Annotated in this window: 22 protein-coding genes; 15 read left to right on the plus strand and 7 right to left on the minus strand. The window is 71.9% G+C overall.

Annotation, left to right across the window (positions count from 1 at the left end):
* Nucleotides 1-6: 6 nt before the first annotated feature.
* Both TCUR_RS13540 and TCUR_RS13545 read right to left on the minus strand, forming a co-directional pair.
* Nucleotides 7-540, minus strand: coding sequence for a DoxX family protein (locus TCUR_RS13540; RefSeq protein ID WP_012853074.1), 534 nt, complete (start codon nucleotides 538-540; stop codon nucleotides 7-9).
* 264 nt (nucleotides 541-804) lie between these two features.
* Nucleotides 805-1,560, minus strand: a complete 756-nt coding sequence (locus tag TCUR_RS13545) for a CDP-alcohol phosphatidyltransferase family protein (protein WP_086014635.1) — start codon at nucleotides 1,558-1,560, stop codon at nucleotides 805-807.
* Nucleotides 1,561-1,857: 297 nt separating this feature from the next.
* Between TCUR_RS13545 and TCUR_RS13550 the strand changes: the two genes are divergently transcribed.
* From TCUR_RS13550 to TCUR_RS13570, 5 genes are read left to right on the plus strand one after another with little or no spacing between them, the layout of a single operon-like run.
* Entirely contained in the window at nucleotides 1,858-2,871 is a 1,014-nt protein-coding gene (locus tag TCUR_RS13550; RefSeq protein WP_012853076.1) for a zinc-dependent alcohol dehydrogenase, read from the plus strand.
* Nucleotides 2,872-2,877: 6 nt separating this feature from the next.
* Nucleotides 2,878-3,276, plus strand: a complete 399-nt coding sequence (locus TCUR_RS13555; protein ID WP_012853077.1) for a 6-pyruvoyl trahydropterin synthase family protein — start codon at nucleotides 2,878-2,880, stop codon at nucleotides 3,274-3,276.
* On the plus strand, nucleotides 3,273-4,418 hold the full coding sequence (locus tag TCUR_RS13560; protein WP_012853078.1) for a glycosyltransferase family 4 protein: 1,146 nt from the start codon (nucleotides 3,273-3,275) through the stop codon (nucleotides 4,416-4,418). Before TCUR_RS13555 ends, TCUR_RS13560 begins: the two co-directional genes overlap by 4 nt.
* A complete protein-coding gene (locus tag TCUR_RS13565; RefSeq protein ID WP_012853079.1) occupies nucleotides 4,415-5,275 on the plus strand; it encodes a class I SAM-dependent methyltransferase in 861 nt (286 codons plus the stop codon). Before TCUR_RS13560 ends, TCUR_RS13565 begins: the two co-directional genes overlap by 4 nt.
* Nucleotides 5,272-6,333 carry a lysylphosphatidylglycerol synthase transmembrane domain-containing protein gene (locus TCUR_RS13570; RefSeq protein ID WP_012853080.1) on the plus strand — a complete coding sequence of 354 codons (1,062 nt, stop codon included), beginning with the start codon at nucleotides 5,272-5,274 and terminating at the stop codon, nucleotides 6,331-6,333. The genes TCUR_RS13565 and TCUR_RS13570 overlap by 4 nt, the downstream gene beginning before the upstream one ends.
* Here TCUR_RS13570 and TCUR_RS13575 read toward each other — a convergent pair.
* A complete protein-coding gene (locus TCUR_RS13575) occupies nucleotides 6,262-7,020 on the minus strand; it encodes a creatininase family protein (protein ID WP_012853081.1) in 759 nt (252 codons plus the stop codon). The two genes, TCUR_RS13570 and TCUR_RS13575, sit on opposite strands and share 72 nt — an antisense overlap.
* A 112-nt stretch (nucleotides 7,021-7,132) precedes the next feature.
* Between TCUR_RS13575 and TCUR_RS13580 the strand changes: the two genes are divergently transcribed.
* From TCUR_RS13580 to TCUR_RS13605, 6 genes are all read left to right on the plus strand, one after another.
* On the plus strand, nucleotides 7,133-7,795 hold the full coding sequence (locus TCUR_RS13580) for a GTP cyclohydrolase II (RefSeq protein ID WP_041441788.1): 663 nt from the start codon (nucleotides 7,133-7,135) through the stop codon (nucleotides 7,793-7,795).
* Nucleotides 7,788-9,485: an alkaline phosphatase family protein gene (locus TCUR_RS13585; protein ID WP_012853082.1), complete on the plus strand. Its 1,698-nt coding sequence runs from the start codon at nucleotides 7,788-7,790 to the stop codon at nucleotides 9,483-9,485. Before TCUR_RS13580 ends, TCUR_RS13585 begins: the two co-directional genes overlap by 8 nt.
* Before the next feature lie 590 nt (nucleotides 9,486-10,075).
* A complete protein-coding gene (locus TCUR_RS13590) occupies nucleotides 10,076-10,558 on the plus strand; it encodes a nuclear transport factor 2 family protein (protein WP_012853085.1) in 483 nt (160 codons plus the stop codon).
* A gap of 89 nt (nucleotides 10,559-10,647) precedes the next feature.
* A complete protein-coding gene (locus tag TCUR_RS13595) occupies nucleotides 10,648-11,826 on the plus strand; it encodes a DUF1214 domain-containing protein (RefSeq protein ID WP_012853086.1) in 1,179 nt (392 codons plus the stop codon).
* Nucleotides 11,826-12,602: an SDR family oxidoreductase gene (locus TCUR_RS13600; RefSeq protein ID WP_012853087.1), complete on the plus strand. Its 777-nt coding sequence runs from the start codon at nucleotides 11,826-11,828 to the stop codon at nucleotides 12,600-12,602. The genes TCUR_RS13595 and TCUR_RS13600 overlap by 1 nt, the downstream gene beginning before the upstream one ends.
* 16 nt (nucleotides 12,603-12,618) lie before the next feature.
* Nucleotides 12,619-13,767, plus strand: coding sequence for a sulfotransferase family protein (locus TCUR_RS13605; protein WP_012853088.1), 1,149 nt, complete (start codon nucleotides 12,619-12,621; stop codon nucleotides 13,765-13,767).
* A gap of 10 nt (nucleotides 13,768-13,777) precedes the next feature.
* Here the strand turns inward: TCUR_RS13605 and TCUR_RS13610 are convergent, their stop codons facing one another.
* Both TCUR_RS13610 and TCUR_RS13615 read right to left on the minus strand, forming a co-directional pair.
* Nucleotides 13,778-14,995, minus strand: a complete 1,218-nt coding sequence (locus tag TCUR_RS13610) for a class I SAM-dependent methyltransferase (protein ID WP_012853089.1) — start codon at nucleotides 14,993-14,995, stop codon at nucleotides 13,778-13,780.
* Nucleotides 14,996-15,072: 77 nt separating this feature from the next.
* Entirely contained in the window at nucleotides 15,073-16,473 is a 1,401-nt protein-coding gene (locus TCUR_RS13615; protein WP_012853090.1) for an NDP-hexose 2,3-dehydratase family protein, read from the minus strand.
* A gap of 141 nt (nucleotides 16,474-16,614) precedes the next feature.
* On the opposite strand from TCUR_RS13615, the gene TCUR_RS13620 reads away from it, so the two are divergent.
* Together TCUR_RS13620 and TCUR_RS13625 are read left to right on the plus strand one after the other, a co-directional pair.
* Nucleotides 16,615-18,873 (plus strand): ATP-binding cassette domain-containing protein, encoded by a 2,259-nt coding sequence (locus TCUR_RS13620; RefSeq protein ID WP_012853091.1) that lies wholly within the window; start codon nucleotides 16,615-16,617, stop codon nucleotides 18,871-18,873.
* Between the two features lie 95 nt (nucleotides 18,874-18,968).
* Nucleotides 18,969-19,922, plus strand: coding sequence for an NAD-dependent epimerase/dehydratase family protein (locus TCUR_RS13625; RefSeq protein WP_012853092.1), 954 nt, complete (start codon nucleotides 18,969-18,971; stop codon nucleotides 19,920-19,922).
* A 70-nt stretch (nucleotides 19,923-19,992) separates the two neighbouring features.
* Here the strand turns inward: TCUR_RS13625 and rfbA are convergent, their stop codons facing one another.
* Nucleotides 19,993-20,895 (minus strand): glucose-1-phosphate thymidylyltransferase RfbA, encoded by a 903-nt coding sequence (gene rfbA, locus TCUR_RS13630; RefSeq protein WP_012853093.1) that lies wholly within the window; start codon nucleotides 20,893-20,895, stop codon nucleotides 19,993-19,995.
* The gene (locus TCUR_RS13635; protein ID WP_012853094.1) at nucleotides 20,892-21,332 is read right to left on the minus strand and encodes a nuclear transport factor 2 family protein; all 441 of its coding nucleotides are present in this window, start codon (nucleotides 21,330-21,332) and stop codon (nucleotides 20,892-20,894) included. Before TCUR_RS13635 ends, rfbA begins: the two co-directional genes overlap by 4 nt.
* Before the next feature lie 204 nt (nucleotides 21,333-21,536).
* Here TCUR_RS13635 and TCUR_RS13640 point away from each other — a divergent pair, with 204 nt between their 5' ends.
* Both TCUR_RS13640 and TCUR_RS27095 read left to right on the plus strand, forming a co-directional pair.
* Nucleotides 21,537-22,451, plus strand: a complete 915-nt coding sequence (locus TCUR_RS13640) for an MBL fold metallo-hydrolase (protein ID WP_012853095.1) — start codon at nucleotides 21,537-21,539, stop codon at nucleotides 22,449-22,451.
* A gap of 311 nt (nucleotides 22,452-22,762) precedes the next feature.
* Complete coding sequence (locus tag TCUR_RS27095) at nucleotides 22,763-22,918, plus strand: hypothetical protein (RefSeq protein ID WP_012853096.1); 156 nt, start codon at nucleotides 22,763-22,765, stop codon at nucleotides 22,916-22,918.
* Nucleotides 22,919-22,923: the final 5 nt, after the last annotated feature.

Genomic DNA, 22,923 nt, shown 5'->3' on the forward strand with positions numbered 1-22,923 from the left:
GCCCCTTCAGGTGACCGGTCCGGTCTGCTCGGCCCGCCCGGGCCGGCCCGTCCGGGGGCGCCAGAACAGCGCCAGCATGCCCGCGGTCGCCGCCACGGCGACCCCGAGCGCGATCCCTCCGCCGGCCCAGCCGGTCACCGCGATGCCGGCGGCCTCGTCCACCGACAGCCGTCCGGGCCCCAGCATCGCCAGCGCCAGCGTGGTCACCCCGAGCACCAGGACGTACTCATAGCCGTCCCGGAAGACGAAGAACCCGTTGGGCCGGTGCGCCAGGATGCCGGCGATCAGCATCACGGAGATGACCGCCGCGCAGGCCAGCGGCGTGAGCAGCCCGGCCACCAGCAGCGCCCCGGCGCCGATCTCGGTGACCACGCTCATCCACGCCTGCAGCCTGCCGTGCCGCAGGCCCAGCCCGCTGAACCAGCGGGCGGTGCCCTCGATGCGGCCGCCGCCCCGCCAGTGGTTGCAGCCGTGCGCGATCATCGTGATGCCCACGACCACCCGCACCAGCAGCAGCGCGACTTCCTCGGCGTCCGTCATCTTGCGCTCCCGTCGGCTCGCCCACCGGTGCCGGCCGCCCCGTCGGCCCGGTGCGGTCCCCGGGCGTCATGCGTCGGCTGTGACCAGGATTACCCCGCCGGGGGCGGGACCGCCACCGAGGAACCCGGCGAATGCGAACGATCGGGAGCGCCTGCACCCCGAAGGGTGAGCCTTTCTCGACACGCCGTCCCCGCAGTTCGAGGCGGGGATGCGGCGGTCAGGGGCGGTGCCGTGACCCGCGAGGTGGTGACCGGTGAAAACGGCTCAGTGCGAGCCGGCCGATGCGGGGCAGGGCACGGGCGGCGGCTCCGGGCGGGAAGCGGCGGGCCGGTCCGGCAGTTCCCGCCGTCCGGCTGCCCGGTGGATGCGCCACAGCCGGCGAACGTCCCGTCCGAAGGACCACAGCAGCGCCGCCAGTGCCAGCCCGGCCAGACCGGCGGCGGCCGGGTGGGGCAACACCTGGGCGCTCACCGTCACCAGGACGATCCCCTGCAGCGCGGCCACGGTCTTGCGGGCGAAGCTCGGCGGCAGGGGGGCCCGCAGCCACGGCGCGGCCCAGGAGGCCGCCACGAACAGGTAGCGCATGGCGCCGATGGCGATCACCCATGCCGGCATGCCGGCCGGGCCGACTGCGAAGACGCTGAGCACCAGGACGAGGAAGGCGTCGACCTCCATGTCGAAGCGGGCCCCCAGCGCCGAGGCCGTCCCGGTGCGCCGCGCCACCTGGCCGTCGACCGCGTCCAGGAACAGCGCCACGGCGGCGAGCGCGACCAGGCAGGCCGGCGGCACCCGCTCCCCCGCCCCGGCCGTCACCGCCAGGGCCGTGACGCCGCCGGTCAGCTCGGCGCGGGTCAAGGTCACCCAGTCGGCGGGGCCCAGGCCGGGGGTCCCGGCGCGGAGCATGGCACGGGTGAGGAGCAGGGTGAGGATCACCGCGTAGCAGACTCCGGCCGCCCAGCCCGCCGGGTGCAGTCCCACCGCGGCCTCCAGGAGGGCGAGCAGCACGATCTGCGCGCCCACTCCGGCGACCGGCCCGCTCGCCGACACCCTTGCGGCGGGCGTCTTCCCCGGCCTTTTTTCAGGCTTCCGTTTCCGCGGGCGGCGCCCGGAAGTATGGGGAACGTCCCGAAAACTCGCCCACTCGGCTTCTTCTGAAGATTCCGGAGCCTCGGGTTGAAAAAGGTCTTTCGCCTGCCAATCGACTGTGGTCACCGTGCCTCCCCCGCTCGCCAGATCCGGACGCGAGGCGTCCCATATCCTTCGACTGCCCCGATTCGGAGCAGCGATCCACTGTCATCAGCTACGTAAGGAATATCGTTGGAGTTCAAAGAACACGCTTTTTGGCTGCGATCTCCCGGCGAGGGGGAGATCCGGCCCGTCACGGTGCCGCTGCCCGGGGCGGGCGAGGTGCTGGTCCGGACCCTCTACTCGGGGATCAGCCGGGGCACGGAGACGTTGGTCTTCCGCGGCCGGGTCCCCGTCAGCCAGTACCGGGCGATGCGGGCGCCCTTCCAGGAGGGGGAGTTCCCCGGGCCGGTCAAGTACGGCTACCTCAATGTGGGGGTCGTCGAGCAGGGGCCGCCCGACCTGCTGGGACGCACCGTCTTCTGCCTCTACCCGCACCAGACCCGCTATGTGGTGCCGGCCGGCGCGGTGACGCCCGTCCCCGAGGCGGTGCCGCCCGGCCGGGCGGTGCTGGCCGGGACGGTGGAGACCGCGGTGAACGCGCTGTGGGACGCGGCGCCGCTGATCGGGGACCGCATCGCCGTGGTGGGGGCGGGCATGGTCGGCTGCTGCGTGGCCCGGCTGCTGGCTCAGATCCCGGGCGTGCGGGTGCAGCTGGTGGACGTCGATGCCGGGCGGGCGGCCGTCGCCGAGGCGCTGGGGGTCGATTTCGCCGCGCCCGAGCAGGCCGCCGCCGAGTGCGACCTGGTGGTGCACGCCAGCGCCTCCGAGGCGGGGCTGGCGCGGTCGCTGGAGCTGCTGGCCGACGAGGGGACGGTGCTGGAGCTGAGCTGGTACGGCGACCGGCGGGTGAGCGTGCCGCTGGGCGAGGCGTTCCACTCCCGCCGTCTGGTGGTACGCAGCAGCCAGGTGGGGGCGGTCGCCGCGGCCCGGCGGTCCCGGCGCACCTTCGCCGACCGGATGGCGCTGGCCCTGCGGCTGCTGGCCGATGACGCCTTCGATGCGCTGATCACCGGCGAGTGCGCGTTCTGGGAACTGCCCGAGGCGATGCCGAGGATCGCCCGCGGTGAACCATCCGGCTTGTGCCTGCGTGTCGTTTATGACCCCGCTTCGGGGGGCACGCAGGCCGATCTTCCTGGAGGGTGAGCTCGTTTGTTCAGCGTCACGGTGCGCGGCCACTTCATGGTCGCGCACAGTTTCCGCGGTGAGGTCTTCGGGCCGGCGCAACGGCTGCACGGCGCGACGTTCGTGGTGGACGCGACCTTCCGCCGAACCGAATTGGACAAAGACAACGTAGTAGTCGATATCGGGCTTGCCACCCGGGAACTCAACGCCGTACTGGCCGAGCTCAACTACCGCAATCTCGACGACGATCCCGACTTCGCCGGGGTCAACACCACCACCGAATTCCTGGCCAAGGTCATCGCCGACCGGCTGGCCGAGCGGGTGCGCGCCGGGGCGCTGGGCGAGCAGGCCCGCGGCCTGACCGGCATCGCCGTCACCCTGCACGAGTCGCACGTGGCCTGGGCGAGTTACGAGCGGGCGCTGTGAGCACCTCCGGCATCGAGGCCGCCGGGGCGACGCGCACGGTGCACTTCGTCCTGCCCGGTGACGTCGCCGACCCGGCCGTGCCCAGCGGCGGCAACGTCTATGACCGGCGGGTGTGCCAGGGGCTGGCCGAGGCGGGCTGGCGGGTGCACCGGCACGCCGTGCCGGGCGAGTGGCCGCGGCCGCGCCAGGGGGCGCGCGCCGAGCTGGCCCGGACGCTGGCCGCCCTCCCCCACGGCGCCGTGACGCTGCTGGACGGGCTGGTGGCCTGCGGGGTCCCCGAGATCGTGGTCCCGCAGGCCGGGCGGCTGCGCCTGGCGGTCCTGGTGCACCTGCCGCTGGCCGCCGAGACCGGGCTCGCCCCGCAGGAGGCCCGCGACCTGGAGCGGCGGGAACGGGCGATGCTGCAGGCGGCCGCCGTGACGGTGGCGACCAGCCCGTGGGCGGGACGGGAGCTGGCCGAGCGGCACCGCCTGGCCCCCGGCAGGGTGCGCGTCGTCCCGCCCGGCACCGATCCGGCGCCGCTCGCCCCCGGCACCGACGGCGCCTCCCGCCTGGTGTGCGTGGCCGCGGTGACCCCCCGCAAGGGGCACGACCTGCTGGTCAGGGCGCTCGGGCTGATCGGCGGGCTGCGCTGGAGCTGCATCTGCGCCGGGCCGCTGCAGCGCGCCCCCCGCCACGTCGCCCGCGTCCGGGAGCTGATCGGCCGGCTGGGGCTCGGCGAGCGGATAAGCCTGGCCGGCCCGCTCACCGGCGAGCGCCTGGAGGCCTGCTACGCCGCCGCCGACCTGGTCGTCCTGCCCTCGCGCGCAGAGACCTACGGGATGGTCGTCACCGAGGCGCTGGCCCGGGGAATCCCCGTGCTGACCACGACCGCGGACGCGCTGCCCGACACTCTCGGCCGCGCTCCCGACGGAAGGGTGCCCGGGCTGCTGGTGCCGCCGCACGATGTGCCGGCGCTGGCGGACGCGCTGCGCCGGTGGCTGGGCGACCCGGCGCTGCGGGAACGGCTGCGGGAGGCGGCACGGGCCAGGCGGCGGACGCTGCCCGGGTGGGATCTGACCGTCCGGCACCTGGGAAAGGTGCTCCAGGAGCTTCAACGGCAGCCGCTGAAGGCCGCCTGGGACACGAAAGGGCAGATGTGACGGCTCAGCAGAGCGCGCACGCTCCGGAGTTCACGCCGCAGTGGCTGGCGCTGCGCGAAGAAGCCGACGCCGCGGCCCGGTCGGTGGAGCTGCTCGGCCCGCTGCGGGCGCATCTGGCGGCCCGCCCGCCCGCCGGGCCGCTGGTCATCCGCGACCTGGGCTGCGGCACCGGGTCCATGGGACGGTGGCTGGCCGGCCGGCTGCCCGGGCCGCAGCACTGGATCCTGCACGACCGGGACCCGCGGCTGCTGGCCCGTGCCGCCGCCTCCGTCACCGGCCCGGCCGCCGACGGCGGGGAGGTGACGGTGCGGACCGACCTGGGAGACATCACCCGGCTCGACCCGGACCTGCTGGCGGGGACCTCGCTGGTGACCGCCTCGGCGCTGCTGGACCTGCTCACCGCCGCGGAGGTGGACGCGCTGGCGGCGTCCTGCGCCGCGGCCGGCTGCCCGGCGCTGCTGACCATCTCGGTGACCGGCCGCGTCGAGCTCGACCCGCCCGGGGAGCTGGACGCCGAGCTCGGCGCGGCCTTCAACGACCACCAGCGCCGCAAGGTCGGCGGCCGTCGCCTGCTGGGGCCGGACGCGGTGCCCGCGGCGGCGGCGGCCTTCACCGCCCGCGGAGCGCAGGTGCTCGTCCGGCCCAGCCCGTGGCGGCTGGCCGCCGCCCAGGGCGCGTTGATCGGCCAGTGGCTGCGCGGCTGGGTGGGGGCGGCCTGCGAGCAGCGCCCCGAGCTGCTTCCCCGCGCCCGCGGCTACCTGGAGCGCAGGCTCGCCGAGTGCGCGGCGGGCGCGCTGACGGTGGTGGTCCACCACGACGACCTGCTCGCCCTGCCGGCCGCGGGAGCGTCCCGGTGAGCCGGCACGCCTGGGCCTGGCTGCGGGCGGCGGCCGCGGCGGCGATCTTGGGGGTGCTCGCCTGGCGGCTGGGCACCGGGGCGTTCACCGCCGGGCTGCGCCTGATCGACGGCCAGGCGGTACTGGCCGCGCTGGGCATCGGGCTGGTGACCACCGCGCTGAGCGTGGGGCGCTGGTGGCTGGTGGCCCGCCGGCTGGGGCTGCCGCTGCCGCTGGGCACCGCCATGGCCGACTACTACCAGGCGCTGTTCCTCAACGCGGTGCTGCCGGCCGGGGTGCTCGGCGACGCGCACCGGGCGGTGCGGCACGGCCGCCGCGCCGGCGATGTGGGGCGCGGCGTGCGCGCCGTGGTGCTGGAACGGGCCGGCGGGCAGGTGGTCTTCGCCGTCGCCGGGGCGGCGGCGCTGGCGGCCGACCCCTCCCTGGCCCGCGCGGTGGCCCGCGACCTGGCCCATGGCCTGGGGGCGGCGGCCGCCGTGCTGATCCTCGCGGCCGCCGTCGCGTCGGCGGTGGCGGCGTGGGCGTGGCGGGGGGCGATCGCCGTGAAGCTGCGCGGTGCGTTCGCCGTCGCCGTCGCCGACATGCGGACGGGCCTGCTGTCCAAGGACACCTGGCCGGGGGTGCTGCTGCTGTCGGCGGGAGCGCTGGCCGGTTATCTGACGCTGTTCCTGGTCGCCGCGCGCACCGCGGGCGCCACGGCCCCGGTCGGGCGGCTGATACCGCTGATGCTGCTGGCGCTGCTGGGAATGCTGCTGCCGGTGGGCATCGGCGGCTGGGGGCCGCGGGAGGCGCTGGCCGCCGTGGCGTTCGGCACCGCGGGGCTGGGCGCCGAGCTGGGCCTGACGGCGGCGGTGACCTACGGGGTGCTCACCTTCGTGGCCGGCCTGCCGGGCGGCCTGGTGCTGGCCGCCCGCTGCCTGACCCGCCCGGCCGGCCGCCATGACGCGCCTCCCGGCCCGCCCGCCGCCCCGCCGGAACCCCTCGTGCTAGCTCCCCGTCCCCTCCTGGCCGTCCGGGCCGCCGAGCACGGCCAGGCAGTCCGCGAACAGTTCGACTAGATGACCGAGAACCTTCTCGCCCTTGCGCGCCGAGGCCAGCGACGGCCTGCCGACGACCCCCGACCGGGTATGGCCGGCCATGCCCAAGGTGAGCAGGTGCCGGCGGTCGTCGCACAGGTGGTCGCCGGCCTCGTAGCCGGGGCGCACCAGGTGCGGGTGGGCGTGCAGCAGCAGCGAGGTCTCCAGCTCGCCGGCGTGCATGTCGCTCCAGGCCGAGGTCTGCACCCCGGCCGCCGCCATCGCCGACTCCCACTCCTGCGGGCCGGGGAAAAGCGCCATCACCGGCTCACCGGCGGCGGCGTTGGCCTCCTGGACGACGTTGCCCAGCACGTAGTTGCCGCCATGGCCGTTGACGACGACCAGCTTGCCGATCCCCGCCCTGCGCAGGGAGGCGGCCACGTCCCCCACCAGGGCGTGCAGCGTGGCGGCGGAGATGCTGACCGTCCCCGGCCAGCCCTCGTGCTCGTGCGAGCAGGAGATCGTGATCGGCGGCAGGCGCAGCACCCGGTAGGCGGCGGCCAGGGCGCCGGCGATCGTGCACGCCACGACGGTGTCGGTGGCCAGCGGAAGGTAGGGGCCGTGCTGCTCGAAACTGCCGACGGGCAGCAGCGCCACGGCGGCGCGCCGCTCCCCTTCCTCGGCGGAGGTGCTCAGCGGCAGGAAGGCCTCGTGCGCGGAGTCGTTCATGGCATGCCAGCCTCCGCCGCCCGCACCGGATCGGCAACGCCCGCAGGCCGCCGGATTCACCGAGTCAGCGATGAGAACACCAAGGCACGGCATGGTGAAGGAGGAGCGACAGATGCACGACCATGCCCTCGAACAAGAGGACATCGCCGAGGCCGATCTGGTGACCCGCCGGGGCACCTTCCGCACCGTCGCGTTCCGGGACCCCGTGGACGGTCATGAGCACCTGGCCCTGGTGCGCGGTGACGTCCGCGGCCGGGAGGGCGTGCTGGCCCGGGTGCACTCTGAGTGCGTGACCGGCGACATCTTCGCCGCGCTGCGCTGCGAGTGCGGCGACCAGCTCGGCGCGGCGCTGGATGCGATCGTCCGCGAGGGCAGCGGGGTGCTGGTGTACCTGCGCGGGCACGAGGGACGCGGCATCGGCCTGGTCGCCAAGGTGCGCACCCACCTGCTGCAGGACGAGGAGGGGCTGGACACCGTGGACTCGGCGACCGTCCTGGGCTACCCGGTCGACCGCCGCGACTTCGGCCCCGCGGCCCGGATCCTGAAGTACCTGCAGGTCCGTTCGGTCCGGCTGATGTCCAACAACCACGACAAGGTGCACGCGCTGCAGGCGCACGGGATCACGGTGGCGGCCCGGGTCCCGCTGCTGATGAAGGTGCACGACCACAACATCCGGTACCTGACCGCCAAGCGCGACCGGCTCGGGCACGAGCTGCCCCATCTGGGCGCCTTCTCCCCCAACGGCTCCTCGAGCGGACGGAGCGGCGGTGACTGACACGACCACCGATCTCTCCCGGCGCGCATCCGAAGAGGAGACCGCCGAAAAGCCCGGCCGCCCCAGAAGGGCACGGCGGATCGCGGGGCGGGTGGCCACCGCCGCGGCGTGCCTGGTCGTGGTGGCGGGCTTCACCATGCCCAACGACCTGGACGGCCTGACGCCGAGCGCCTTCGTGCGGCTGCCGCTGGAGATCGTCCTCGGCCTCGCCGTGGTGGCCGCCGTGCCCCGGGCGCGGCGTGCGGTGGCGGCGCTCCTGGGCGCGGCGCTCGGCCTGCTGGTCATCGTGAAGGTCATCGACATGGGCTTTCACGCGACGCTGGACCGGCCGTTCCACCCGGTGTTCGACTGGTCCCTGTTCGGGCCCGCGCTGGAGTACCTCGACCAGTCGGCCGGGCGGGCCACCGCGATCGGCGCCGCCGCCGGGGCGGTGGCGCTGGCGGTGGCCGTGCTCGCCGCCACGACCCTGTCGCTGCTGCGGCTGAGCCGGCCGGTGGTGCGGCACCGCGCCGCGGCCGCCCGCGCCGCCGTGGCGCTGGGAGCCGTCTGGGTCGCCTGCGCCGTGCTCGGCGCCCGGCTCCCACCGGGCGTCCCGGTCGCCGCCGTCGCCTTCGACCGTGCCCTGCAGATCCCCGCGGACCTGCGGGAACAGCGCAGGTTCGCCGCGCAGGCCGGCCGGGACGCCTTCGCGCACACCCCCGGCGAGCAGATGCTGACCGCGCTGCGCGGCAAGGACGTCGTCTTCGCGTTCATCGAAAGCTACGGCCGCGACGCGCTGGAGAACCCCACGTTCGCCGCGCGGGTCGGCGCGGTGCTGGAGGACGGGAACCGCCGGCTGCGCAAGGCCGGGTTCGAGGCCCGCAGCGCCTTCCTCACCTCGCCGACGGTGGGCGGCAGCAGCTGGCTGGCCCACGCCACGCTGCTGTCGGGGCTGTGGATCGACAACCAAAAACGCCACCGCGACCTGGTCACCAGCGACCGGCTGACCCTCACCGGGGCCTTCCGGCGCGCGAAATGGCGGACGGTGGCCGTCATGCCCGGCAACACCAAACCCTGGCCGGAGGGGAACTTCTACGGATATGACAAGGTTTATCCCCGCGCGGCCCTGGGTTATAAGGGTCCGCCTTTCAACTGGGACACCCCGCCCGACCAGTACACATTGTCGTTCTTTGAACGCACGGAACGGGCCAGGCGCGACCGCCCGCCGCTGATGGCGGAGATCCCGCTGGTGTCCAGCCATTCGCCGTGGGCGCCCACTCCCCGCCTGGTGGGCTGGGACGAGGTGGGCGACGGTGAGGTCTTCGGCCCGATCGCGGCGGCCGGCCAGCGCTGGCAGGACGCCTGGCGCACTCCCGAGCGGATGCGCGCCGCCTACCGGGGCGCCATCGAGTACACGCTGGCCGCGCTCCTGTCCTACGTGGAGACCTACGGCGATGAGAACCTGGTGGTGATCTTCGTCGGCGATCACCAGCCCGCCCCCGTCATCACCGGCCCCGACGCTAGCCGGGACGTGCCGATCGCGATCGTCGCCCGCGACCGGGCCGTGCTGGAGCGGATCTCCGGGTGGGGCTGGCAGGAGGGCGTGAAACCGGGGCCGGACGCCCCGGTCTGGCGCATGGACGCCTTCCGTGACCGTTTCCTGACCGCCTTCGGGACACGTCCGCGGCCGGATTCTCCGTCATCGCCGTGACCCTTCTGGCCGCCTCTTCCGTGATGTCGGCGAGGTGACGTCGAGCGCTCCGGATTCGGTGTCTTCCGTCCGGTTTCGGAATCGTCCGCCTGCGAAAAGGGCGGACGATCTCCAGAGCCGCCTCAAAGCGCCGGAACGTTCTTTCCGGACGGCTGGAAACCCCGGTTACCGGGGAACGCGTCCGAGCCCGGCGTCCGCAGATGCGCCTGAAAGCGGAATGTGGCGGCGCTGAAGGAAATGCGACGATGAGAAAAGAGCGGCCGCCTGCCGGAGCGGACCGCTCCGGGGCGGTGACGGGCATGCCGGCCGGGGCGGCGCTTGGCCTGGTCTGCAACCTGCTGGAGTCCCGGACCAACCCGTGGTAGGCCGGCCCGCAACCAGGTCGAGGCCGAGCGGGTGGCCGCCCGGCGGGCGCAGACCCTGGGGTCGGCGCCCGCCCTGTGGGTGCTCACCGTGCTGATCGCCCTGATCATCCCGCCGGCGGCCGCCTCCTGACAGGGAGCGGCCCTCCCGGTTCCGGCGTCGCCGCCGGAACCGGGAAAGTAGAACGCGTTCTTGCCAAGTGGCGAAAGGGCGGGCAGGCTGAGGGAATGGACCTGATCGCGCTCGAGGAGATCCGCCGGGCCAAATACCGCTACCTGCGCTGCCTGGACCTGAAACGGTGGGAGGAGTTCGCCGACGCCCTCACCGAGGACGCCGTGGCGCGCTATGACACCCCGGTGCTGGGCGAGCCGCTGCAGCTGAGCGGCCGACAGGCCATCGTCGCCTACATGCGCGACAACCTGGGGCCCGGGACGATCACCACGCACCTGGTCAGCCACCCGGAAATCGAGATCGACGGCGACCGGGCCGAGGGAACCTGGTGCCTGGAGGACACCGTGATCCTCCCCCGGTACCGCCTGATGATCCGCGGCGCGGCCTACTACACCGACACCTACCGGCGCTGCCCCGACGGGCGGTGGCGGATCAGCTCCACCGGGCATGAGCGGACTTATGAGTACACCGTGTCGCTGGACGATGTGCCCTCGCTCCGTTTCACCGCCGCCCCCTGGGGAACGCCCGCCGCCCCGTGAGAGCCGCCCGGCCATTGACCATTTTTAGAACACGTTCTACTCTCGTTCGGAAAACACGTCCAAAACGCGCCGGCGGCCGAGGGGGTGCGGTGGTCACACAGTCATTCGCCCGGGCGATCGCCGAGGCCGAGCAGATCATCCGCTCGGCCCCGCATGTGCAGACCGAGCAGGATCTGGCCGAAGGGCTGGACTACCTCGCCGGCAGCATCAAGGCCTGCCTGCACATGGCCTGGGCCTACCAGCGCGACTTCCCGTTCTTCGCGCGTTCCACCGGGCCGTACACCAAGCTGGGCCTGGACAACCCCGACACCCTCTACTTCCACGCCTACCTGCGCGACGACGCCGAGTACGTCGTCACCGGGCGCCGCGGCACCACCGCCGACCTGAGCTTTCAGGTGATGAACGGCGACTACTCCCCGGCCCGCTCCCCCGACAGCCTGACCGCCTTCGACGACCGGGAGATCCAGATCGCCCCGGACGGATCGTTCGAGCTGCGCTTCGGGCCGCCCAAACCGAACCCCGGGCCCAACTACTTCGCGCTCCCGCCGGGCTCGGCGATGCTGATCGTGCGGGAGGTCTTCAGCGACTGGGACACCGAACGCCCCGGCGAGATCCGCATCCACCGCGCCGACACGCTGGGGTCGGCTCCCCCGCCGCCGACCGCCGAGCAGATCGCCAAGCGGTATGAGGTGGCGGGCCGGATGCTGGTGGCGCGGCTGCGGACCTTCCTGGCCTTCCCGCAGTGGCACTACCTGAATCTGCCGGTCAACACGATGACCGAGCCGCGGCCCACCCCCGGCGGGCTGGCCACCCAGTACTCCTCGGTCGGCCACTACGACCTGGACGACGAGGAGGTCATGGTGATCACGGTGCCGGCGGCGGCCAAGTCGGACGCCCCCTACCAGGGCTTCCAGCTGGGCAGCATGTGGTACATCTCGCTGGACTACATCAACCACCAGACCAGCCTCACCGCCGACCAGGCCCGCATCGACCCCGACGGGATGATCCGCTACGTGGTCAGCGAACGCGACCCCGGCCTGGCCAACTGGATCGAACGCACCGGGCACCGCCGCGGGTTCCTGCAGATCCGCTGGCAGCGGCTGAGCCGGGAGCTGAAGGCCGACGACGGCCCCACGGTGGAGATCATGCCATTCGACGAGCTGCCGCGCCGGCTGCCCTACTACGAGCAGCAGCGGGTGACCCCGCAGGAATGGGCGGCGCGGATCGCCGCCCGGCAGAGCGCCGTCGCCCGCCGGATGCTGGGCTGATGCTGCTGCAAGGACGGGTCGTCGTCATCTCCGGCGTCGGCCCCGGGCTGGGACGCGGCCTGGCGCTGCAATGCGCCAAGGCCGGGGCGGACGTGGTGCTGGCGGCGCGGACCGAAAAGCGGCTGGTCCGCGTCGCCGAGGAGGTCGCCGCGCTGGGCCGCCGCGCCCTGCCGGTGCCGACCGACATCACCGACGAGGACTCCTGCCGCAACCTGGCAAAGGTCGCGCTGGAGCGCTACGGCCGGGTGGACGGCCTGGTCAACAACGCCTTCGCCATCCCACCGCTGACCGACCTGACCACCGTGGACCTGGCGGCGGTGCGCGCCGGGTTCGAGACCAACGTGCTGGGCGCGCTGCGGCTGACCCGGCTGCTGGTGCCGGCGCTCAGCGAGACCCGCGGCTCGGTGGTGATGATCAACTCGGCGGTGCTGCGGCACTCGCGGCGCACCTTCGGCGCCTACAAGATGGCCAAGGCGAGCCTGCTGGCCCTGGCCCAGAGCCTGGCGACCGAGCTGGGGCCGCGCGGAGTGCGGGTCAACACCGTCGCCCCCGGCTACATCTGGGCCGACAACCTCAAGTGGTACTTCAACCACCTGGCCGAAAAGCGCGGCGTGAGCCCCCAGCAGATCTACGACGAGACCGCCGCCACCCTCGATCTGCGCAAACTGCCCGAACCCGATGAGATCGCCGATGCGGTGGTGTTCATGCTCTCCCCGCTGGCCCGCGCGGTCACCGGGCAGTGCCTGGACGTCAACGGCGGCGAGTGGCACCACTGAGGCGGAAGGATCAGCCATGCCCACCGAGGGGATCGGCACGGCCGAGGAGCTGCACGAGGCCGCCTGCAAGATCACCGGATTGAGCGACTTCGGCGGGGAGGACCACCTTGATGGCCTGCGGGTGCTGCTGGACTCCTACGCCGAAGAGGCCGCGCTGACCCCGCGGGGCGTCAAGGCGGCACGGGCCATGCTGCGCGCCGCCCTGGCCGCCCGGCTGTTCGCCCAAGACGCCTGGAAGCGGCATCCCGAGCACGCTAAGGTGCGCATCGAACGGCCCATCTTCGTCACCGGCCTGCCGCGTACCGGCACCACCGCGCTGCACCGGCTGCTCACCGCCGACCCCGCCCACCAGGGGCTGGAGGTGTGGCTGGCCGAGGTGCCCCAGCCGCGGCCCCCGCGCGAAACCTGGGCGGACAACCCGGTGTTCCAGGCCATCCAGGCCGGCTACCAGCGGCACCATGTGGCGCACCCGGAGTTCATGGGCGTGCACTACATGTCGGCCGACATGGTCGAGGAATGCTGGCAGCTGCTGCGCCAGTCGATGCGGTCGGTGTCCTTCGAATGCCTGGCGCACCTGCCGTCGTACTCGGCCTGGCTGGCGGAGCAGGACTGGCGGCCGGCCTACCGCCGCCACCGCCGCAACCTGCAGCTGATCGGGCTCAACGACCCCGGCCGGCGCTGGGTGCTGAAGAACCCCAGCCACCTGTTCGCCCTCGACGCGCTGCTGGAGGTCTACCCCGATGCGCTCATCGTGCAGACCCACCGCGACCCGCGCACCGCGATGGCGTCGATGTGCAGCCTGGCCGCCCACGCCACCGACGGCTGGTCCCGGGTGTTCACCGGCAAGGTGATCGGACGCGACCAGCTGGAGCTGTGGAGCCGCGGCCTGGCGCTTTTCCGGGCCGAACGCGCCAAGCACGACCCGGCCCGCTTCTTCGACGTCCGCTACGAGGACTTCACCGGCGACCCCCTCGGCACGGTCGAGGCCATCTACGCCCACTTCGGCCTGCCCTTCACCGGCCAGGCGCGCGCGGCCATGGCGCGACTGCTGGAAGAGAGCCGCACCGGCGCAGCCCGCCCCGCCCACCGCTACGACCTGGCCGACTTCGGCCTGACCGGCGAAGAGGTCACCGAACGCTTCGCCGGATCGGGCCCCGGCTCGTGACACCGTCCGGCTAACTGATGCGGACCTCGGGGACGTAGGTGATCCATTTGCCGCCGGCCTCGCGGAAGCCGCGTTCCTTGGCCATGATCTCGTCGGCGTGGTTCCAGGCGAACAGCACCGCGTAGTCCGGATAGCAGCTTTGGAACGCCTCGACCGGCCGCACCGGGATGTGCGTGCCCGGAGTGAGCCTGCCCTGCTTGGCGGGCGTGGTGTCGCACACGTACGAGATCAGCCCGGTTCCCAGAGAGCAGTAGTTGGTGACCGTGGCGCTCTTGGCCGTGGCGCCGTAGCCGACCACCGTCTTGCCCTCGTCCCGCAGCCGCGTCAGCAGAGCGACCAGGTCATCGCGGATCCGCTGGACATTGGCCGCGAAGCCCTCCAGCGTGGCCCGCTCGGTCAGCTTCTGGGCGTCCTCGGCGGCGATCAGCTCGGCGACCGCGGGCGAGGGGGTGCGCGCCCCGGGCCGCGTCAGGGTGTAGCGGACCTCCCCGCCGTGCACCGCGAGCCGCTGCACGTCGACCAGTTCCAGCCCGAAGCGGGCGGCCATGCTCTGCACCGAGCGGGCGGTGAAGAAGTAGAAGTGCTCGTCGTAGATCTGGTCGAAGGAGGTCTTGGCCACGATGTCGCCCAGATAGGGGTCTTCGAAGACGAAGACGCCGTCGTCGGCCAGCAGCTCCCGGACGCCGCGCAGCACCGAGCCGATATAGGGGATGTGGCACAGCGTGTTGGCCGCGAAGATCACATTGGCCGGTCCGTCCGTCTCCCGGATCCGCTTGGCCGTCTCCTCCTCGAAGAACTCCACCATGACCCGGACACCGGCCGCCGCAGCGACTCCGGCGACGCCCCCGGAGGGCTCCACGCCCAGATGCCGCACGCCCGCCGCCTTGATCGTCTTCAGCATGACGCCGTCGTTGCAGCCGATCTCCACGATGAAGGGATCCGGGCCGGTCAGCTCGGTCTCCAGAAAGCGCCGCGCGGTCTGCTCAAAGTGCTTGCGCATCACGGCCGAGCCGGACGAGTAGTAGGGGTAGTCCTGGCGGAACATCAGGTCCCGGGGGACTTCCTCCATCAACTGCACCATCGTGCAGTCCTCGCACTGCCCTGCCGCGAGCCGGAAGAAGTACTCCTCAGACTCCGCCCCCGCGGCGGGAAAGGCATCGGATATCGGCTGCCGGCCGAAGTCAACGAACTCCCGTACCGCACCGCCGCACACCCGGCACTCGCTCATTGCAACCTCCTCGGCTCGAAGGTCATGGTGGTGGCGGTTCTTCGGGGCGCGGTCGAGGCTGCCTGGAACGCCCGCCCTCACCGCATGGAGTGCAGGCAGGCCAGCAGGGTGCGCGCCTGCACGTTGAGGTAACGGCCATGGCGGACCAGCTCGGCGAGCTGGCCGACGGTCACCCACGCGTACCCGTGGGGAGGCGAGTCGGGGACCCGCTCGTCCGCCTCGACGATCAGGTAGCGGTTCTCCGCGGCCAGGAACCGTCCGCCTTCTTCGGCGTGGATGGCCTGATAGCGGATCCGCTCGGGCCCGGCGTCGGTCACCTGTTCCAAGAACGGCGGCGGCTGCATCCCCCGGTAGTTGTCCGGCGCGCATTGCACGGTCGGGGCCAGTTCGACGCCGTCGCCGAGCCCCGCCTCGGCCTTGGCATGCACCAGCACGTGCAGCACACCGCCGAAGTCCCGGACCACGAACGCCGCCACGCCCAGGCCGCACGGCTGGATCAGCGGCTGCGTCCACGCCGCGACCTCCCGGCTGCCGGCCCGCACATCGACCGCGACGACGCGGAAGAATCGGCCGTCGTCGCGGGCGATCTCGTCCTCGCCGCGGTACCAGCCCGGCAGGCCCTCCAGCGGGACCCGCCCGGCCCGCAGCTCGCACTCGGCGCGCATGCCGGTGAACCAGCTCAGCACCTCGGCCGTCGTCCACAACGCGCCGGCCTCGGGGTCGCAGGAGGCCGCCAGCGCCTCCCGGAACCGGTCGGCGCGCCGCGGCGCGGCCGCCGCCGGCAGGTGGGCCAGCACCGTGCGGGAATCCATGTTGACCACGTTGTCCCTGGCCAGCAGCTGGTTGAGCTGGCCGAGGGTCAGCCAGCAAAAGTCGTCGGCGAGCGGCACGTCCTCGGTGACCTCGACCACCACGTTGCGGTTGCGCTTGCCGTGGAACCAGGCTCCGTGCTCGGACTGCAGCGCATCGACGATCACCCTGCCGGGGCGCCGCCCGGTGAAGTACTCCAGATATCGCACCGCCGACCCCTTGTGCACCCGCGTGTAGTTGCTGCGGGTCGCCTGCACGGTCGGTGACAGTTGCAGCAGACGCGGATTCCCCGGCTCCATCTTCGCCTGCATCAGAAAGTGCAGCACCCCGTCGAACTCTTTGGCCAGGATGCCGAGGATCCCGATCTCCGGCTGCACGATGATCGGCTGATGCCATTCGGGGAACCGACCGGCCGGCCAGCGCACGTGCAGCCCTTCCACCGAAAAGAACCGCCCGCTGTCGTGGACCAGGTTCCCGGTCCTGGGGGCGAAGCGCCAGCCGCGCAACCGGCGGAACGGGATCCGGCGGACCCGGAACGGATGCGCCGCCGCCCGCTCCGCCAGCCATCCGTCGAAATCCTCAGTCCGCAGACGAAGACCTTGCGTGCAGTCCGCGGACAGGGCGAGCCGACGGGGAAGCTCCCGGTCCTCCCTCGGCCGCAGTCGCATCACCTGGCACCTCCCGGCGGACGGGGAACCCGAGTGCCCGGCGATGGTGCGGCCGGCGGCTCGAATCCCACGGCAGCGCGACTGGAGCCCGCTATCGCCTCACTCGAGCGGGACTCGAGCGGCGCCGTCCACCCTGCCGCCATGGAGGTCGACCACATCGAGATCGTCGGAGCTCGCGAGCACAACCTCAAGGACGTCTCGCTGCGCATACCCAAGAACAAGATCACCGTCTTTACGGGCGTCTCCGGGTCGGGCAAGTCGTCCCTGGTCTTCGACACCCTGGCGGTCGAGGCGCAGCGACAGCTCAACGGCACGTTCAGCTGGTTCGTCCGCAACCAGCTCCCCAAATACCAGCGCCCGCACGTGGACACGATCGAGGGCCTGACCGCCCCGGTGATCGTCGATCAGAAACCGGTCGGCGGGAACGCCCGCTCGACCGTGGGCACGATGACCGACATCTACTCGATGCTCCGGGTGCTGTTCTCTCGCCACGGCAAGCCCGAAAACCCCCCGCACGTGTTCTCCTTCAACAACCCCGAGGGCATGTGCCCGGAGTGCGAAGGGCTCGGCCAGGTCCGCCGTGTGGACGTCGACGCGATGCTGGACAAGTCCAAGTCCCTGGAGGAGGGCGCGATCCGGCTGCCCACGCACAAGGTCGGCAGCATGGATTGGCAGCTATACGCCGCCTCGGGCTACTTCGATGTGTCCAAGAAGCTGCGCGACTACACCGAAGAGGAATGGCACATGCTCTGCCACGGCACCGGCGGCAAGGTGACCGTGCGCACCAAGAACACCACCTATGACATGAAGTACGAGGGGGTCGTCGACCGGTTTGCCCGCAACAACCTCAAACGCGACCTCAGCGGGCTCAGCGAGCGGGGCAGGGCCAACATCGAGCGGTTCATCACGCTCGGCGAGTGCACCTCCTGCCGGGGCCGCCGGCTGAACCCGACGGCGCTGGCCACCGAGATCAACGGGCGCAACATCGCCGACTGGACGGCCATGGAGGTCAGCGACCTGATCGCCGTGCTGGCGGAGATCGACGACCCGGCCGTCGCGTCGATCGTCGAAGGCATCCGCACGTCGCTGGAACGCATCGAGGCGATCGGATTGGGTTACCTGACGCTCGACCGCGCCACATTGTCGCTGTCCGGCGGCGAGGCACAGCGGCTGAAGACCGTCCGTCACCTCAGCAGCAGCCTGGTCGGCATGACCTACGTCTTCGATGAGCCGAGCACCGGGCTGCATCCACGCGACGTGGGGCGGCTCAACGAGCTGCTGCGCGCCCTGCGGGACAAGGGCAACACCGTGCTGGTCGTCGAGCACGACCCGGACGTCATCGCGATCGCCGACCATGTCGTCGATATCGGGCCGAAGGCCGGCGTGCACGGCGGGCGGATCGTCTTCGAGGGCCCGTTCGAGAAACTGCGGGAGGCCGACACGCTCACCGGCGCCGGGCTGCGCAGAACCGGCGTGCTCAAGAGCGACTTTCGCGAGCCGGCCGGGCGGCTGCCGATCATCGAGGCGGACCTGCACAACCTCAAGTCGATCTCGGTCGACTTCCCCACCGGGGTGCTGACCGTGGTCACCGGGGTGGCCGGCTCCGGCAAGAGCTCGCTGGTCTCCCAGGTGTTCATGCAGACCTACCCTGAGGCGATCTTCGTCGACCAGTCGCCGATCAAGGCGTCCGCGCGGTCCACGCCGGTCAGCTTCCTGGAGGCGATGGACCCGATCCGCAAGCTCTTCGCCAAGGCCAACAAGACCGACGCCGCCCTGTTCAGCTTCAACTCCGCTGGGGCCTGCCAAGAGTGCAAGGGCCGCGGCGAGCTCATCACCGAACTGGCCTACATGGACCCGGTCCGGACCCGCTGCGAGTCCTGCGAGGGCCGCCGGTTCAACGCCGAAGTGCTCGCCCACCGGCTGCGCGGCAAGTCCATCGCGGACGTGCTGGAGATGTCCGCCGAGGAGGCGGTGGAGTTCTTCACCGAACGCGAGGTGCGCGACAGGCTGCGCGGCCTGCTCGAGGTGGGCCTGGGCTACCTGAGCATCGGCCAGTCGCTGAGCACCCTGTCCGGCGGTGAGCGCCAGCGCCTCAAGCTCGCCGCCCGGCTCGGCGGCTCCGGCGACATCTACGTGCTGGACGAGCCCACCACCGGGCTGCACATGTCGGACGTGGAGGCCATCGTCGACCTGTTGGACCGGCTGGTGGACGCCGGCAACACGGTCATCGTGATCGAGCACAACCTCGACGTGGTGCGGCGGGCCGACTGGGTCATCGATCTGGGCCCGGAGGGCGGCAAACACGGCGGGCAGGTCGTCTTCACCGGCACTCCCCGGCAACTGCTGGAATGCCCGGACTCGGCGACCGGTGATCACCTGCGCCGGTACCTGGCCGCATGAGCGGCGAACCGCCCGGGCGCCAGCGGTGTTCGACCCTCCCCCGAGCGGAGGCCGCCACCCTGGAAGCCGGATGCGACCGCGAGGGGAGGGTGCCCATGGCCCCTGAGGGCAGCGTGCTGGTACTCGGCGGCCATGGCTTCGTCGGCCGCCACGTCTGCGCGGCGTTCGCCCAGCGCGGCAGGCGGGTCATCGTCGCCGGGCGTCGGCCGTCGCCGCGCCCGTCGCAGTATCCGTTCGTCCGTATGGACCTGGCGATGCTGTCGGCCGCCGAGCTGGCCGCCGAGCTGGAACGGCTGCGCCCCGGCATCGTGATCAACACCGTGGGGAGCATCTGGGGCCGATCGGCCGAGGAGATGTGGGCGGCCGCGGCGCTGCCGACCCAGCGACTGATCAGTGCCCTCTCCTCACTGTCCTTCCGGCCACGGCTGGTGCATCTGGGCTCGGTCCTGGAATACGGGCACGTCGCTCCGGGCACCACCGTCGGGCCGCACACCGTCCCGCGTCCCGACACCGCCTACGGCCGGGCCAAGCTCGCCGCCACCGAGACGGCGGTGCGGGCCATGCGGTCGGGCGCCGTCGACGGCATGGTGCTGCGGCTGGCCAACATCGCCGGGCCCGGGGCGCCGGCCATCAGCCTGCTCGGGCAGGTGGCCGAACGGCTGGCCGCCTGCGTCGGGCGGGACGAGGTCGCCGAGGTGCGGCTGAGCCCGCTGAGCGCCTACCGCGACTATGTGGACGTCCGCGACGCGGCGGAAGCGGTGATCGCCGCCGCGTTCGCCACCGAGCACGTCGGAGTGATCGTCGATATCGGACGCGGCGAGGCGATTCCGGTCCGCTCCCTGGTCGACCTGCTCATCAAGCTGAGCGGGGTGCCCGCCCGGGTGGTGGAACAGGGCAGCAAACCGCTGGTACCCGACTGGCTGCAGCTGGACATCCGGCCCGCCATGCGGCTGCTGGGCTGGCGTCCGCGCCGGACCATCGCCGAGTCGGTGCGGGACTACTGGGCCGATGTGCGGCCGTCCGGCGTGCAACAGCAGACCCGGGCGTAGAGCGCTTCACGGCCGCGGCGCCCGGCCCCGATGATCGGGCCGGGCGCCGCGGCCGTGGGGCCGACGATGTTCAGGACGCCAGCCGGGCGGGGCGGCCTCGCCCGGCGCTCTCGGCGGCGATGTCCATCACATACCGCCCATAGGGCGAACTGGCCAGTCGCTCCCCGAGGCGGGCGCACGCCTCGGCGTCGATGTAGCCCATCTTCAGCGCGACCTCCTCGATGCAGGCGATGCGCACCCCCTGCCGTTCCTCCAGGGTCTGCACGTACTGGCCGGCCTTGAGCAGGGACTCGGGGGTTCCGGTGTCCAGCCAGGCGAATCCGCGGCCCAGATCGACCAGCTTGGCCTTGCCGCGTTCGAGGTACCACCGGTTGACATCGGTGATCTCCAGTTCGCCGCGGGCGGACGGGCGCAGGTTCCGGGCCACCTCGACGACGTTGTTGTCGTAGAAGTACAGCCCGGTGATCGCCAGATTGGACTTGGGCCGGGCGGGTTTCTCCTCGATCGAGATCAGCCTGCCGGACTCGTCCGTCTCCCCGACGCCGTACCGCTGTGGGTCGGTCACCGGGTAGCCGAACAAGACACAGCCGTCCACGTCGCGGGCGTTGCGCATCAGCGTCTCGCTGAAGCCGTGGCCATGGAAGATGTTGTCGCCCAGCACCAGTGCGACGCTGTCGCCGCCGATGAAGTCGGCTCCGATGGTGAACGCCTCCGCCAGGCCCCTGGGCTCTTTCTGCTCGGCGTACTCCAAACGGATGCCCAGCTGGGAGCCGTCGCCGAGCAGACGGCGGAACTGCGGCTGGTCGACCGGGGTGGTGATGATGAGGATCTCACTGATGCCGGCCAGCATGAGCACCGACAGCGGGTAGTAGATCATCGGCTTGTCGCAGATGGGCAGCAGCTGCTTGGACACCGCCAACGTGATCGGGTACAGCCGCGAGCCGGTGCCGCCGGCCAGGATGATCCCCTTCATGCGTCCGGCTTGTCCCGGTGGATCACCCGCGACCGGGTCCGGATCCGGCCGTCGGCGTCGCGCACCAGTTCGTCGCGCACGGTGAAGGTCGGTTCGAATTCGACCTTCCCGGCGGCGTCGGTGCGGGTGACCAGAGAGTAGTAGGTGACCTGCCAACCGTCGCCGGACGGTTCGATCACCAGGTGGTCGAACCAGTGCCGAACCACCACCCCCCGGTAACGCGGGAGGGCGGCCCGCATGCTCGCCAGCATCGCCTCCCGGCCGGCGACCCGCTCGCCACGGTGGGCGTGATCGACGACGCCGTCGGGGGTGAAGGTGTCGGCGTACTCCTCCAGCCTCAGTCCGTCCAGCAGGTGCATCTGGCGGGCATAGAAGCTCAGGATGTCCACGTAGTCCTCGGCGGTCACCTTCCGGACCGCCGCAACCGGCGTGCCCATCGCATGCTCCTCCCAGTCGCCTTTCGGGTCGGCCCCAGCGTTTCCCCGCAGGCTCCAGCGGCGCTGGATTTCCGGTCCAGCGCCCCGTCCGGTGCGCCGTTCCCGCAGGCCCGGGCCGTCTCGCCCGCCGCTCCAGCGGTCCTCGTCCCCGGCGGGCCACCATCGCCCCCCACCGGTGCGCAAAGCGGGAAGGAGACGCCGAAGATGACCGCAGCACGGGAGCGTCCGCACATGCTGGAGGTGGCGCCGTCGGTCCACGCCTACATCCAGCCGGACGGCGGATGGTGCCTGAACAACGCCGGGCTGATCGTCGGTGAGGACTGCACGGTGCTGATCGACACCGCGGCGACCGAACGGCGCACCCGGGCGTTGGACGCGGCGGTCAGACGGCTCGCGCCCCAGGGGCCGGACCTGCTGGTCAACACCCACTTCCACGGCGATCACACCTTCGGCAACGCCTATTTCAAGCCGCGGGCGACGATCATCGCGCACGAGAACTGCGCCCGCGACCAGCTGGCGGCCGGGCCTGCGCTGCGGGAGTTGTGGCCGGAGGTGGACTGGGGCCGGACGCCGATCACCGCACCCGATGTGACCTACCGCGGCGAGGCCGTGCTTCACCCCGGCGGTCATCGGGTCGAGCTGTTCCACCCGGGCCCGGCGCACACGGCCGGCGACACGGTGGTCTGGCTGCCCGACAGCGGTGTGCTGTTCACCGGGGATGTGGTGTGGTCGGCGACGACCCCGTTCTGCCTGATGGGCTCGATCACCGGCTCGCTGGAGGTGATCGGACGGCTGCGCGAGCTGCGCCCCCGAGTGGTCGTGCCCGGTCACGGACCGGTGGGCGGGCCGGAGCTGTTCGACCAGACCGAGTCCTACCTGACCTGGCTGCTGGAGGTCGCCGAGGAGGGGGTGCGGGCCGGCCGCCCGGCGCTGGAGACCGCCCGCTGCGCCGATCTCGGCCGGTTCGCCGCCCTGCTCGACTCCGAACGCCTGGTCGGCAATCTGCACCGCGCCTACGCCGAGCTGGCCGGGCTGCCGCCCGGTGCGCCGATCGACGTAGGGTCCGCCTTCGCCGAGATGGTCGAGTTCCACGGCGCCCTGCCCGCCTGCCACGCCTAGCCGTGCCGGTGGACAGGCCTTTTCCAGCGGCACATATGAAGATCACAGAAACCGATTGTGAGGAGTTCACAGCCGACGCGTGAGCGCCGCACTACCGATCACCTGAACCGCCTTCGAAGATTGAATCGCACAATTCCACACGAGATTTTCTCGCTCCGCGCCCCACCGCCCTCCCAGCGGACGGAAGACGCCAGTGAGGAGACGAAATCCCAAGTCACAAAGGTGTCTCCGGTGGGAAGGGAGCGGTGGCCCCGCACCGGTGGAGCGCGACACGACCCCCGAGACTGGAAGCCCGAGAAAGGAGATGGAAAATGAGTGAAGTGCTGAGGGAAATCGACTCGCTGCTGCCGGCGGAGGCCTCCGAGACCGTCGAACTGTCGATCCACCGGCTGGACGGCTCGGTGGACGGCGAGCAGATGGTCATGCCGAGCGCGCGCTGCTGCCGGGCTTTGATCGACGGAGAGTGAGAAAC

The sequence above is a fragment of the Thermomonospora curvata DSM 43183 genome, from assembly GCF_000024385.1.
GTDB lineage: Bacteria > Actinomycetota > Actinomycetes > Streptosporangiales > Streptosporangiaceae > Thermomonospora > Thermomonospora curvata.